Raw genomic sequence first — 13,169 nt, forward strand, 5'->3', positions numbered from 1 at the left:
GCGCGGGTTTCATTTGAATATCTTATTTTTTGTTTCTAATAAAATGTTTGTAGTAACAAAATAAGCAATAAAACCTAGCCGCGCATAATGAGTGCGAGGAGGAGGTTGAGTTTATTGTGCTTAATTAATGTAATCATTTTATTAGTTAAATGTTTGTTGAAAATTGACTATGGACTATTAATAGCGCATATACTCTAACCCTGTCAAATGAAAAAAATTACAAAGCTAGATGCTTTTGTTATATAAACGTTTAAGTTAAGGCTCTATAGCTAAGTTTTTTTGAAATTATAGCCGTTTAGTTTTTACCACTTCGATAATTTCTGTCGTTGAAATAGAGGGAGTTCTTGGTAAATAAACGACTTGGCAAAGTGTTTTTAAATGGTCAAACTTACCTTGCCAGTCATCACCCATCACTAAAATGTCGGCATTATAATATTTAATATAATCAGCTTTTAATTCTAAAGACTCTTCTAGAAATACTTCATCAACACAACGCATTGATCGGATAATATGTTGGCGATCATCTTCACAATAGACAGGTGGCCGACCTTTCTTTGATATATTTAATTTATCAGATGATACCCCTACAATTAAATGATCTCCGTGTAACCTTGCTCTTTCAATAATATTGACATGACCAACATGAAAAACATCGTAAGTACCGAAGGTGATAACGCGCATTTTTTGCTCCTAAATTCACTCATTAACGCAACAGTCTAGCTTACCAGTGATAGGTATGCGAGTTTGCATACAGTTTTCACTAGAGATATTTGCTCAAGATGGGTAGGGTTAATTAAGTTCTATATTTAATCTTGTTAACAATTCTATGCAACATATGAGAGAGTTTATATGATTTCTTTGGAATGTTCTTTTGCGCATAACTACTTAACAAGCTTCTTGGTGTTCTTGATGCTATTTTATAAGGGGCAGCAAAAACCTTAAATTGGGTTATTTTTTTTCTTCGCAACCAACTGTCTACGGCAAAGGTATAACCTAGTTTATTTACCCTAGCTAAAGCTCTATCTGCATAAAATGGCGTTACACCATACATATAAAGTGGTAAGCCCCAGCGATTTACTTCATAAGGCGATGTTTCAGCACTTCTTCTTGGATGTTCTGCAAATGAAATCATGCCATAATTCTGCGTGTCTTCAAGTATTTGTGGAAGCCTCTCGACTAAGTTAGAATGAATGAGAGCGTTATCTTCAATTAATAAACAGGGGCATTCGTTTTGAGCAACTTTTTCCCATGCTCTAACATGAATTCGCCAAGCACCCATTTCTCCAAGACCTAAAGTTCTAGTAGTAAACCTTAACTGCCTTTGTGCATACGTTTGATTGTATTCTTTGAGTTGTTCTTCAGACTCTGAATATATTAACTCATATTCTACATCTTGTAATTGTTTGGCAATATGAGCAAGCCTTTGCTCATTGCCAACAGTGAGTACATATATTTTCATTTTCACACCGTAAGTAGTGATTTTATTGTTAATTTAACGCCAATGTAAATAACGATGTATTAGTTGTTTAGCAGTGCAGCTTTTACTCGCACAACATCTTCAGGGATATCCACGGCCATTGACCCACTGTCTACTTCTATCATTTGTACGGGATATTGAGATTCTAAAAATCTAAGAATTTCGATATCTTCGATTTCTTCCAATGGAGTTTTACTCTGATGAGAGATAAAGAACTCAAGGTGTTCTTTAGAGAATGCATAAATACAAACTTGTTTATAAGAAAACTTAAACTCATTGTTTTTTGTTAATGGAATAGCAGAGCGGCTCATATAAAGCAGTTTGTTTGATTGATCACACACAACTTTGGGCACGGTAAAAGATCTAAACTCTCGTTCGTCTATTATTTTGCACATAGCATTTACAACCGAGCCGTCACCGGCTAAATAAGCTTGCGCGACTGTGTTAATATCAGCGGGAGAAATAAGTGGTTCATCTCCTTGAACATTGATGATGAAATCACAGTTTAATTGGCGATTTGCTTCTGCAAGTCTATCCGTACCGGTAAGGCAGTCGCTACTTGTTCTGATTACTGCGCCGCCAAAGCTTTCAACCACAGACTCTATTTGATCGCTATCGGTAGCAACGTATACTTTTTCTGCGCCAACGGCTTCACAGCAACGTTCCCAAACATGTTGAATCATAGGCTTGCCACACAGGTCAACTAAGGGTTTACCTGGGAATCTAGAGGACTGGTATCTTGCTGGTATTACAACGGCAAATTTATTTTCATTCATAGCTCTTTTAACACCTCTTCAAAGGAATCAACAATTCGATAATTAAATTTTACACACAAATCACGCATTTTTTCTTCAACATTTGAGAATGGACTGTAAAAAATAAAATCAATATTATTATCTTTTGCGGCCTCTAAATCTGAAATAGCATCACCTATCATCACCGCCTTTGCTGAAGGATAGCTAGCAAGAATATTAGTAACATGGTTCACTTTTTTTTCAGGAGAACCAAGAATCTCTTTAAAGTAGGTATCTAATTTTCGCTGTTTAAACACATCTCTTAACTCTTGTTGTTCAGAGCCACTTGCCACATATTTTGTGCTGCTACTAGCGCCAAGGACGTCACTTACAAAAGGCGTAAGTTCGGCGAGTAAATATAAACATTTACACTGTTTAGAGTAAGACGCTAATAAGTTAATTTTAAACAGTTCAACATTTGCCGCTTCAATTTTTATCAGTTTCTCAACGAAATAATCCACATGGTAGAACCTTGATTTTCCAAAATTATTCTTAAAGAAAGTTGTACATGTCTCTACTTCATTAGTTGATATGCCTGACTCAATTAACGCATTTCTCATTGCCTCAATTTTTAACGTGTTAGCGTTAAGAATTACTCCATCACAATCAAAAATGAGCAGGTCATACTCGTTAAACGGGCGCATAAATTGATCCTTGAGTGAGTGGATATGTCGTTGGCGTTAATGCCACTAAATCATCTGTTATCTTAAAATTATGCATTAAATTAATCGTTTCAAGCATTTCAAGTTGACGGGTGTCATGACTTTCATAGCCGTTGAATCCAACTAAGGTTACGTTGTTAGCTTTCATAATTTCAGCAACTGAAAAAGCGTAAGCTACAGTAATATCAAACGGCACAACACAACTTTTATCGCTGGCTGTAAATTGTCCTGTTCGTACTTCTAGACCATAATCTATAAGTTGACATTCTTCAGAGAAAAGCGCCAACTCTACTTGACTAAACCTGTGTTTTGGTAAAATCACCGGTTTGATAAGGGTGTTGTAAGATTCTGATTCGGAAAGGAATTTGTTGTTGTGGGATAAGCAATAATAATTAACATAATCGCCGAGTTCAGCGATGACATTAATGGCAATAACAATAGGTTTTTTCTTTTCAATATAAGCAATGACGTCAGCTAAATATTGATGTAGACCAGGACCGTTTGCAATAATCAATACTTCTTGTTGTAAGGCCAACGCACATAAATCGGTGCTGCCACTTAGCTGTTTATTTTCACCAGAAAAAGATAATGCAGCTCGGTAAACGTCACCACTATATGAGGATTTATTGTCTTGTTGGCTTAAATAATCAATCGCACCAATGACTTCGTCGGTACCAAAATGGCTGTCAGCTAATAAATTTTGGATGTAAGTTGGATGTAAGTTGTGTTGAGCCCCTAAAAAGTACAATAAATTACTGCCCCAACCACATTTTTTTTGCATTCCTTCAAAGTATCGAATTGCCAATTCATAGACAGGAGTCGCGCTATATTTGTCATTTTCTTGGGAAACAACAGCCAATAAGTTTTCTGTTTGTGCATTACCTGCGCCACGTCCCATCCCTGTAATGGTACTATCAAGCCATTTTACGCCAACACTGCGTGCTGTTAGGCAGTTGTCGAGAGCTTTGGCCATATTATTATGGGTGTGAATGCCTAATTCACCATGCCAATGCTCTCTTAGGGCCGCGACGATTCTTTTTACTTCGTCACCATCCATATTACCAAGTGAGTCAGCAAAATATAATACATCCAAGCCATGCCAAGTTTGTGCTATGTTAGCCATTTTAGCAATCAATTCAGATGATTTTCCTCCGGCCTGCATTAAGTTGTAACCCACCATGTAGCCTTTTTCTTTAAGTGCCTCAATGATAGCACCAGAGTGCTCAACTTCGTGAAAATGGGCGGCAACTCTCACTAACCCTATTTTACTTTTTGAGCTATTGACGAAGAGGGAATCTATCGCATCTTCAACAGATAATGGTGAGCTTAATATGGTTTTTGCATCAACCATAACACCGTAAGTTGGGCCTTCAGGTAATTCTAAACGGTTAAGAAAGTCTTCAGATGTGTAGGCAAACGCACCTCTAAAACCTGGTTGAGCAAAGTTGCGTAACCCCAGCTCAACATAATCTATTTTTGCTGCTACCATGGCTTGGATATAAGCTTGCACAACCGCTGGAGAGAAATCCCAATGATTGTAATAGCCGCCGTCACGTAAGGTGCAATCTAATATTTTAAACATGTAAAATTTCCTCTGGCAATTTGGGTGAACATAGCAATATTGTTCAATGAATTAAACAGACTCAAGGGTCAGAAAGTTTATTCCTAAGCGCTTAAATAAATTTTTTAAGTTTTTAGAGATATCGCTGTTCATTTCAAACGCTTGTACAGTGACTTTTGGTTTAAGCCATTTTGCGGTCAACAGTGCGGTTGATACATCACCAATAATTGACGTGTTGTCGGATAATTTAGGTAAAAGTAGCTCCATACCTAAGGTACTAGGTAACGAAATACTTTGAGGGAATACTTGCGCTAATAATGCCATGTCTTTACTTTTAGGGTGTGCTTTTATTGCAATTTCTTCAGCGGCGAAGTGCTGAAGTATTGTTTGATTAATTTGCTGTAAAAACTGTGAGTTTTTTAAATAGAATGACTCATTAGGGAGGCAAAGCACGGCTTTTATTTTTGTAAAATCTATCGCATTTAATGCGTCATAGTTAGCGATTAAAAAGTCATTTACTTTGAGAAATTCATCCGTTGAGAAAACGTCCTGTTCAAGAGGAATTAACTCTTTAGTTTGTAATAAAGGATGAGCATCTTTAGGCACAGCTAGGTAAGCTTTAGAGATCCAGCTTGAACTCCCTGTTGTTAAAGCATTTTTCCACCATGCGCCATAGACTATTTTTTTTAGTAAGGGGTCAATAGTCTTATGAAATATGCTGTTAATTGATTTGTGCCCAAGGTAGCTAACCGTACCATCATCGATATAAATACCTTCTACTTCAGCATTCACTTGTCTTGCTTTATGCATAGCAAATTGAAATTCCATTCTTCTATCACTACCGGTAAATATTCTATTTGGGGGTGTTGATATAATCACTTTTTCAATTTCAGCAAAGCGTAGCTTGCGTTGCTTAAACTTTTGCTGATCATCATTGATGGTTAAATCATAAGTGTCTTGAAAAAGATTGTTAAAATGTTTGGTCGCTTTTGCATATTGTTTAGCTGTTTGTGCATTTTTGCTGATAAAAAGTGCAATATTAGTATCTGTTTTATGAGATATCGCCAAATTAGTCGCAATAAAGAAATGCAAAGGTGAGGATATAAAAAAATAATTGATCATAACGACTTCTTAAAGCTCTAAATTGTTATTTGTAGGTGAATAAGTGATTGGTGATGGCAATTTTTCTGGCTGCACTTTACTCAGCTGAATCGACAATACCACTCGCTAATATTAATTTTTTTGCACCTGCAACACTTAAATGTCCGTCGTCAAAGTAAAGTGATTTTCCATCGCTTACCGCTGGGCAATGCGTGGTATGACACAATAAATCAAACGGTTTTACAGCAATAAGGTGCTTACCATACTCAAGAGAGTTCAACTTCTCTAATATAAACTGATTACGAGTAAAATAATATTCTGCAGTTGTAGTGTTTTGTAAATCAAATCGTAAACCGCCACCAAAAATTGAAAAAGGTGTTAACAACGTGCTGATATGTGTTGGCAGTTCAGGTATAGGATACTGTAGGTAAACTGTTTTTCCTGATGCGATCAAGCGATCAACCATTTGAGTCAGGCCTTGCCAGTAAAGCTCTCTTGTTTGTTCTGCGTTCAAATGACTATACTCAGCGGTTAATGACAAGCTTGGATCTTTATTTGGGAGTTCAGGGTAATGATTGCGGTGGGTACCAAATAAAAAGCCATTGTAATTAAAACCGATATAAACATTTTCAATAGTACGGTTGCGCTCTAAATAACTTAAGGCTGTTTTTACCCATTCACTACAAGCTGAGCCTTTTACATCAAAGAGTAGGGATGGCAAACAACCACTGAAACTTAAATGCAATAACCCTGTGTCTTTCGGTTCGAGCATTTTAGCTAATGCATAAGCAGGCTCTACTGTATGACTGTCACCAAACGTTGACCAAGTAACATTTTCACCAAAATATCGACAAGAATCTTTGGGTTGTTCAAAATGACGGCCGTCGTAATGACAAGCTTTTCGTTTAGGGCTGAATTTAATGGACTCAACATAGCTACTATCGCCAAATCTTGACTGAAAACCTCGTTTAGATACACCAATTAAACCAATAACAATAAAGAAAACAATAGACATACTGGCGTACTGCAAAATAGTGAACCTTGGCTTAGCGTTACTCACCGGCTTTCTTCTAAAAGGCTTTTCAACATATTGGTAGCTTAACCAAGCACAGATGAACGTGAGTACGATGGCGGCAATAAATAACTGTTGCTCAGGCTCACCAATTGATTTTAAACGCAAAAAGGCAAAGAAGGGTTGGTGCCACAAATATAATGAGTAAGAGATTAAACCCACGCCGACAAATAAACGATTAGAAAGTAACTTGCCGGCTAAGGTATTTTCGGTACTAAAAATGATAATAAGTACTGTGCCAATAATAGGCACCAAAGTATAAAAGCTTGGAAATAAGGTAGTGTTATCAAAGATAAATATTGAGTAAGCAATTAAGAATAAACCAATAAAACCTAATGCTTCTCGCAGCCAGTTTTTAATGGGCCGGTTTTGTATACTTGTTAATGCTATTAACGCACCCGCAAAAAGCTCCCAAGCGCGACTGAAGATAAGATAAAAGTTGGCGTCAGCGAAACTGTTCACCGCAAGAAACTGAGCGAGTAATAAGGACGCTATTGATAAAATAAAAATTACCTTAGCAATATATCTTTTGCCCTTAACCCATAAGTAACCCAGCATCAGAGGAAAAAACAAATAAAACTGCTCTTCTACAGCAAGGCTCCAGGTATGCAATAAGGGTTTTTGGTCTGATACCGTCGAGAAATAGCCACTTGTGGTGAAAAAATGGAAGTTTGAGGTAAAAGTAACGACAGACATTAAACTATTAGCATATGACTTTAGTAAATTGGCAGGCATTAAAATGTAGGCCAATACCGTGGTAACAATTAACACTGCAGATAAAGCCGGTAAAATTCTTTTGGCTCGACGTTCGTAAAAGCTTTTAATTGAGAATTTGTTTTTGGCCAATTCATCTAAAATAATTGTGGTAATTAAGTAACCACTAATCACAAAGAATATATCAACACCGATGTATCCGCCGCTGAATCCAAAAATACCTGCATGGAATAATATTACAGGTATTACGGCTATTGCCCTTAAACCGTCTATTTCTTTTCTGTATTTCAATGGATAACCTTTTTACTATGTATACGTGTAGCGTATTGTATTAAATAGTCATAAATGCAACATTCACTTAGCAGATATTTATTCTTGTAGTCGTCTTATCTTACTTCGAACTTTTGATACATTAGAGTCTTTGGCATAGCGGCCTTTTTGCACATGACGGATTTGAAATACACCATCAATATCGAGCGGGATACCTTCACTAGAAATTAACCATTTAAAGGCCGTATCTTCATAAGTTTTTCGCCAGCGATCATCTTCAGTTTGAAACATTTTTAATTTTTCACAATAACCAATAGCACGGGCAACATCACCATGAACAATTTGAAACGCACCTTTAGCTTTATCGCGAGAATGTAAGCTGAAACCATCGCTATTAATATCAACTACTTGAGGCTCGCTATCCTGACGCAGCATAGGATCATCTTGTGTTAACATTTCAGTTGTTCTTTCTTGTCTTGGGTAATACAAGCTTTCTTGTTTGCCTTGTAGCTGCTCGGCGAGTGAATCAAGGCAGTTTTCATGGAAAATAATATCGCAGTCGGTAAACCATAACCAGTCGGCATTTGAGGTGCGTGCTGCCATATTACGGCCTATACCTCGTCTAAATAACTTACCTTTAGATAGTGCTTGGAAGTTCCAAGTGACGTTGTTCACCTCTTTTTGACTGAAGAAATCGATCACTGCTTGGCTTTTGCTATCTTCTTTTGCATAAAAAACAGTCACGGTAACTTCACATTTGGTTGGTGGATAGTTTACAAAAGAGCTCAATTGATAAGTGAGCATGTTTGAATACCCCCAACAATGGCTAACCGTTTCTAATTTAAAAAATCCATCAACGGCTTTACGTTTTGAAGGCTCAGGTAATGCGGTTCTAAACCATGAAGCAGGTAATAGTTTGGTAACAATTAAACGAAAAAAATGAATGGCATAAGTATTATACCAACGAGGTGCATAAGTTTTGGTTGTTTTCATTAGTTAATTCGCATATCGGTGAAAGTTTATTATTGTCTAATTGATAATTGTATCATTATTTTAATTTATAGGTTCATCACTATTGCTTAGATTTCATTGCTTAGCCTACTCGAGTCATTATCCATAAAAGGAGAGCGGCAGGTAAAGCGATAATCAAATGTACTTACTGAGATCTAAAGATTATATTCTACGGCAATTGACGCATTAATATCATCACTGCTATTCATATTATTGGTGCCGGGAAAATTTGAATGGCTAATTTGAGCGGCTAAAGTAAAGCGCCAGTTTTGATAATCGTGTTGTGCGCTTGCTGACATCATCCACACTTGTTCAGCGATACTCGTTATAGGATTACCTATAATAGGATTATCAGCGGCTTTATCACTGTTGTCGTAATTAAGGTCTAAATAACGTAGTTTAGTCGTGAGCCTAGTGTGGGTAGAAAGTTGTGAAATTGCACCTAATACATAGGTCTTTGAGTCATTATCATAAGCGCTACCTATAGTACGCCTATTATAACGCATACCAGTGCGGTAGCGTTGATGTTCATAGAAACAGTTGCCATTGCCGGCTGAAATATACTTGCCACACTCAGCGTAAGTATCTGCAAACTCAATAAAAAAAGTACTGGCTTTATTGAATGGGCTAACGTTAATATCTAATCCAATTTGGGGTTGGATTTTGGTTAAATATGAGCCTGAATCTGCATTGCCATCCTCTGCAAAATTTTGTCCGTAAAGGCTCATAGGCACATTAAAAAGGCTAAAGCTATAACGAAAGTCGTAACCCGCTTGTTGATTTGGCGTGTCATTTTTTCCCTCACAAACTACACCATCAACACCACAATTAGTGCGCCCGATTAATATATTCCAAAAACTAGAAAAACCTTGTTTTTGTCCGTTACCTCCCCATTGGGCTAAACGTGTTATCCCCAACTCTAAATTCTTAAAAGGTTTAACGTTCAATCTAAAGCCCCAAAGCAAGGTATCTTCTATGGTACGTTCATCATCCATTTGTCCCATAAATGTAGTCATCGTCCATGGAATATCAAATTCGGTAAAAGGAACAATGAAAGCTTCTGCTGACTTACGTGATAACGAAAGCGCTGTTATTGGCCTCGCATTGTTGGTGAGGCTTAAACTGGTATCCCAAGTAGGGCCATACCAACGATTTTGTCGGCCATAGGCAACCACCCAGTTACCTAAAAAAGCAGCTACATAGCTTTCATCCAAGCGATTTTTGTCACTATCAATGGGGTTGCTTGTATAGCTGGGTGCAATTTTAGCCGCAAAATTGCCGACCATCATACTTGAGTGAACACTTATGCTATTTTTATCGCCAACCATCTCGCCAAAACTGACAAAGCGCTTGTCATCAATGCCTATGTGTACTTTTATACGTGTTTGATTCTTTCGCGCTAACTTAGATTGGTGTTTTATATAATGATAGGCATTTTGTTGATTAGTTGTTAACTCACTTTGATTAATGTTATGTAAATCACGAATGATATCGCTCCATATTAGCGGGTAGGTGGTTACTGGAACCGTAATAAATCCAGTATCTGCAAGTAGCTGAATGTGGGCTTTTAAGTAAATATCACTGGTGTCTATCCAAGGCTCAGATAAGGCGGAACAACTTAAAGCAAAGCAATTAACTATAAGTAACTGTTTAAAGAGGTAGTTGAAAAAGCGCATGACAAAAAAGATCCTGTTTTTTGATGATATATAGCAGGTATTGATAAAGAGTCATATGACGAAAAAAGAAGAGTATACGTGTTTTTATGGCTATTTTATACAGTTGAAACAGTGCATTTGTGTATAAAAACGAGCATTTTACATGCGCAGTTGATTGAGGCTTGTTTTATTGGTTAACCTGCTGGAAAAATCAATCCGTATTTTAATAAGGTGTTGCTAGTTAAACTATTTAGCACCTCAAATTAAGGTGCTAAACTTGATGGGATGTTAGCTCCAGCTGTCCATTGAGCTACGGCGGCGGCTAAAGAATCGAGGCAGAATTAAACCAAAAAACAAGCCTACACCAAGTACTATGGCCCCATTGTAAAAACGTTGTGACAACATTTTTGTATCTTGAGTGCTAACCTTACTTTGCGTTTCTTTAAGTTGTTTTTTGACTTTTTCTAATTCGGTGGTTAGTGCTTTTCTGTCTTGATTACTCACGGCAATATTGCTTTTTAGCTCATTAATTTCACCATCAAGTTGTGCGTTATAATCATTAGCACGGGCTAGTTTTTCATTAACATTGGCCACGACAAACCGTAAGCCAGGCTTTGTGGTGATATATTTGCTATCTACCCAAGTAATACGGTTTTTATCATCTTTTATTTCACTGTAGCCTTTATCAGACTTGCCTGTTATTTCAATTTTACTGCCGGCAGTAATGGTGCCTAGAATGCGGTAGTTGGTGCCGGGGCCGGCATGCATAAAAATAGTTAAATCGTCTGAGATGAATGCTTGGCTACCTGCGGCTAAGTTATTTTCTGATGAAAGCTCTTCTTGGGCTTGCGCAAATGTAAGGACAGAAAAGACGATGAAAAAGCCGACAACTATTTGCTTAATTATATGTCTTAGATATTTAGTCAAAATATTCATACTGCAACCACTAAGTAAATCATTAAAAGGACGATATTATGTGTTTGGCGTCTTGATATCAAGCTTTTGATAGTAATATAAATTTGGGTGTCTATCATATCAGGTATGATAAACTATGTACTATGATGAATAACTCACCTAATAACTTTGAAGTTTGATAAAAATGTCGACAGAAATAGAATTAAAATATCAATTATTAAGTCATAGTGACAGTAACAATACTGTTGGTTATGAGCCAATTATTGCTGAAATATCCGCTCTGCTTAAAGAGCATAAGCTATTGTTTGAAATGCACAAAAGTGAGTTGTTCAATGATTATTATGAAAGTGATGATCTCACCTTAAGAAAAATGGAAGTAGGCTTGCGAATTCGACAAAAAGGGCAATTATTTGTGCAAACTATTAAAACAGCAGGCAAAGTCGAGGGTTGTTTGCATCAAAGACCTGAATTTAATATTGATATTCCTAGTAATCAGTTGAACTTATCTTTGTTTGACCAGGCAATTTGGCCAGAAAATACCGACGTAGCGTTATTAGAAAAACAACTAAAGGTGGTATTTTCAACTAACTTTGTACGTCAGACTTGGCTTATTCACCAAGATGAAAGCGTAATTGAACTCGCCTTAGATGAAGGTGAAATCATGACAAAAGCAGGGCAACCTAGTGTGGCAATCAACGAACTAGAAATTGAATTAGTGCGAGGTAGTGAACAAGCGTTGTTTGATTTAGCAGAGCTATTGAAAACAGTAGTTAATATGGAGCCTAGTGGCTTAAGTAAAGCCGCCCGAGGTTATGCGCTGTATCAACAACAACTAGGCTCAACAACCCTAGAGAATAGCAAGTAAGGTGTTAAAAGCTATTATCCCAGTATTAGCGTATTTCTTTTTCTGAATTGACGTAGTCAATCAACTCATCCATTAGTTTTCTTTTAATTTCAAGTTGTTGTTCAGCTTGTAAACCGTATTTTTCTGCCAGTACTTGGTAGTCATCAGGTGCTAAACTGACCGTAAGGCGTGGGCGCTTAGGTCGCTTGTTGATGGTTAAGCCTAAAATATCTCGGATTTGATCTGAGGGGCTTAAACCTGCCTCAAGTGCCTGCTTTCTAATTGATAATTGGATTTTTTCATCCATATCAAACGCAACTTGTACTGCTTTTATCGCTTTTACAGACGATTGCCATTTTTCTGGCATTTCTTTAGTCATGATAATCTCTACTTTAGGTCTTAACTTGCAGGATACATTTCTACAATATCTGAGAGTGGTCTAAAAATAGTAAGAAAAACATCGGTTTCTCCGTCTTGCCAAACTTCGACATCAAGTCCTTTACTTTGATCTTCGTTGAACAAGGCATAAAGTTCAAATTGTTCGCCGGCATCTTTACCTTCATAAGCACTAAGGTTTTCACTGCGGTGATCTTTACGATGAAAATAACCGACTTTAGCAAACGTGCTTTGCTGATACTGTTCACTAGTCCAACTCGAGGTGAGTGCATTATCGGCTTTTTTATCGAGGAATGCTTGCCCGGGTTCATCAAAAATTTCAGAAAAATGATCTAAATCAAATAAGGTTTCTACATCATCACGCTCAACTTTTAAGGCAAATTTTAACTCGGTTGCATCATCAACATCTAATGACAAAAATAGTAGCAACGAATTACTGCCTTGCAGAGTCCACTCTAGTTGAGGTCCGTGCTCATATTCATAGGTATTTACGGCCGTAACTTGTAACTGTTGGCCGCGTAATACTTCAGGTAAAGCGAAGCTGTCGGTTAACACGATAATATCACCAACTAATAGCTGACTAACATCTGTTAATTTTCGCTGTGTTTCTTCTGTTTTGTTGAATATTTTTTTTAAAAAACTCATTAGGTATTACCTTACCTTCTGTTACGAATATGCAAACCAATAAGTGGCGAGC

General features: G+C 37.1%; 13 protein-coding genes. 1 reads left to right on the forward strand and 12 read right to left on the reverse strand.

The annotated features are described in order from the left end of the window. Positions 1-285 precede the first annotated feature (285 nt). The 10 genes from ABXG98_RS09205 to ABXG98_RS09250 all read right to left on the reverse strand — a co-directional run bounded on the left by ABXG98_RS09205 (position 286) and on the right by ABXG98_RS09250 (position 11,253). The gene (locus tag ABXG98_RS09205) at positions 286-681 is read right to left on the reverse strand and encodes an FAD synthase family protein (RefSeq protein ID WP_353538374.1); all 396 of its coding nucleotides are present in this window, start codon (positions 679-681) and stop codon (positions 286-288) included. 112 nt (positions 682-793) lie between these two features. Next, positions 794-1,459, reverse strand: coding sequence for a glycosyltransferase family 25 protein (locus tag ABXG98_RS09210; protein ID WP_353538375.1), 666 nt, complete (start codon positions 1,457-1,459; stop codon positions 794-796). A 59-nt stretch (positions 1,460-1,518) separates the two neighbouring features. Further along, the gene (kdsB, locus tag ABXG98_RS09215) at positions 1,519-2,253 is read right to left on the reverse strand and encodes a 3-deoxy-manno-octulosonate cytidylyltransferase (RefSeq protein ID WP_353538376.1); all 735 of its coding nucleotides are present in this window, start codon (positions 2,251-2,253) and stop codon (positions 1,519-1,521) included. Beyond that, positions 2,250-2,915, reverse strand: a complete 666-nt coding sequence (locus ABXG98_RS09220; RefSeq protein WP_353538377.1) for an HAD family hydrolase — start codon at positions 2,913-2,915, stop codon at positions 2,250-2,252. Before ABXG98_RS09220 ends, kdsB begins: the two co-directional genes overlap by 4 nt. Further along, a complete protein-coding gene (locus ABXG98_RS09225) occupies positions 2,902-4,515 on the reverse strand; it encodes an aldolase catalytic domain-containing protein (protein ID WP_353538378.1) in 1,614 nt (537 codons plus the stop codon). The genes ABXG98_RS09220 and ABXG98_RS09225 overlap by 14 nt, the downstream gene beginning before the upstream one ends. 51 nt (positions 4,516-4,566) lie before the next feature. After that, a complete protein-coding gene (locus tag ABXG98_RS09230; RefSeq protein ID WP_353538379.1) occupies positions 4,567-5,616 on the reverse strand; it encodes a polysialyltransferase family glycosyltransferase in 1,050 nt (349 codons plus the stop codon). A gap of 76 nt (positions 5,617-5,692) precedes the next feature. After that, positions 5,693-7,672, reverse strand: coding sequence for an acyltransferase family protein (locus ABXG98_RS09235; protein ID WP_353538380.1), 1,980 nt, complete (start codon positions 7,670-7,672; stop codon positions 5,693-5,695). Positions 7,673-7,750: 78 nt separating this feature from the next. After that, entirely contained in the window at positions 7,751-8,644 is an 894-nt protein-coding gene (locus tag ABXG98_RS09240; protein WP_353538381.1) for a glycosyltransferase family 2 protein, read from the reverse strand. Positions 8,645-8,817: 173 nt separating this feature from the next. Next, positions 8,818-10,338 carry a capsule assembly Wzi family protein gene (locus ABXG98_RS09245; protein ID WP_353538382.1) on the reverse strand — a complete coding sequence of 507 codons (1,521 nt, stop codon included), beginning with the start codon at positions 10,336-10,338 and terminating at the stop codon, positions 8,818-8,820. A gap of 267 nt (positions 10,339-10,605) precedes the next feature. After that, a complete protein-coding gene (locus ABXG98_RS09250; protein ID WP_353538383.1) occupies positions 10,606-11,253 on the reverse strand; it encodes a TIGR04211 family SH3 domain-containing protein in 648 nt (215 codons plus the stop codon). 163 nt (positions 11,254-11,416) lie between these two features. Between ABXG98_RS09250 and ABXG98_RS09255 the strand changes: the two genes are divergently transcribed. Beyond that, on the forward strand, positions 11,417-12,097 hold the full coding sequence (locus ABXG98_RS09255) for a CYTH domain-containing protein (protein WP_353538384.1): 681 nt from the start codon (positions 11,417-11,419) through the stop codon (positions 12,095-12,097). A 25-nt stretch (positions 12,098-12,122) separates the two neighbouring features. Here the strand turns inward: ABXG98_RS09255 and ABXG98_RS09260 are convergent, their stop codons facing one another. Beyond that, positions 12,123-12,455, reverse strand: a complete 333-nt coding sequence (locus tag ABXG98_RS09260) for a hypothetical protein (protein WP_353538385.1) — start codon at positions 12,453-12,455, stop codon at positions 12,123-12,125. Between the two features lie 20 nt (positions 12,456-12,475). Then, positions 12,476-13,117: a hypothetical protein gene (locus ABXG98_RS09265; protein ID WP_353538386.1), complete on the reverse strand. Its 642-nt coding sequence runs from the start codon at positions 13,115-13,117 to the stop codon at positions 12,476-12,478. Between the last annotated feature and the right edge of the window lie 52 nt (positions 13,118-13,169).

The organism is Colwellia sp. KU-HH00111, from assembly GCF_040362745.1.
Taxonomy (GTDB): domain Bacteria; phylum Pseudomonadota; class Gammaproteobacteria; order Enterobacterales; family Alteromonadaceae; genus Colwellia.

Coding starts and splice junctions, on each gene's coding strand:
- ABXG98_RS09205 (WP_353538374.1), bottom strand. CDS start 681: ATGCGCGTTATCACCTTCGGTACTTACGATGTTTTTCATGTTGGTCAT.
- ABXG98_RS09210 (WP_353538375.1), bottom strand. CDS start 1,459: ATGAAAATATATGTACTCACTGTTGGCAATGAGCAAAGGCTTGCTCAT.
- kdsB (WP_353538376.1), bottom strand. CDS start 2,253: ATGAATGAAAATAAATTTGCCGTTGTAATACCAGCAAGATACCAGTCC.
- ABXG98_RS09220 (WP_353538377.1), bottom strand. CDS start 2,915: ATGCGCCCGTTTAACGAGTATGACCTGCTCATTTTTGATTGTGATGGA.
- ABXG98_RS09225 (WP_353538378.1), bottom strand. CDS start 4,515: ATGTTTAAAATATTAGATTGCACCTTACGTGACGGCGGCTATTACAAT.
- ABXG98_RS09230 (WP_353538379.1), bottom strand. CDS start 5,616: ATGATCAATTATTTTTTTATATCCTCACCTTTGCATTTCTTTATTGCG.
- ABXG98_RS09240 (WP_353538381.1), bottom strand. CDS start 8,644: ATGAAAACAACCAAAACTTATGCACCTCGTTGGTATAATACTTATGCC.
- ABXG98_RS09245 (WP_353538382.1), bottom strand. CDS start 10,338: ATGCGCTTTTTCAACTACCTCTTTAAACAGTTACTTATAGTTAATTGC.
- ABXG98_RS09250 (WP_353538383.1), bottom strand. CDS start 11,253: ATGAATATTTTGACTAAATATCTAAGACATATAATTAAGCAAATAGTT.
- ABXG98_RS09255 (WP_353538384.1), top strand. CDS start 11,417: ATGTCGACAGAAATAGAATTAAAATATCAATTATTAAGTCATAGTGAC.
- ABXG98_RS09260 (WP_353538385.1), bottom strand. CDS start 12,455: ATGACTAAAGAAATGCCAGAAAAATGGCAATCGTCTGTAAAAGCGATA.
- ABXG98_RS09265 (WP_353538386.1), bottom strand. CDS start 13,117: ATGAGTTTTTTAAAAAAAATATTCAACAAAACAGAAGAAACACAGCGA.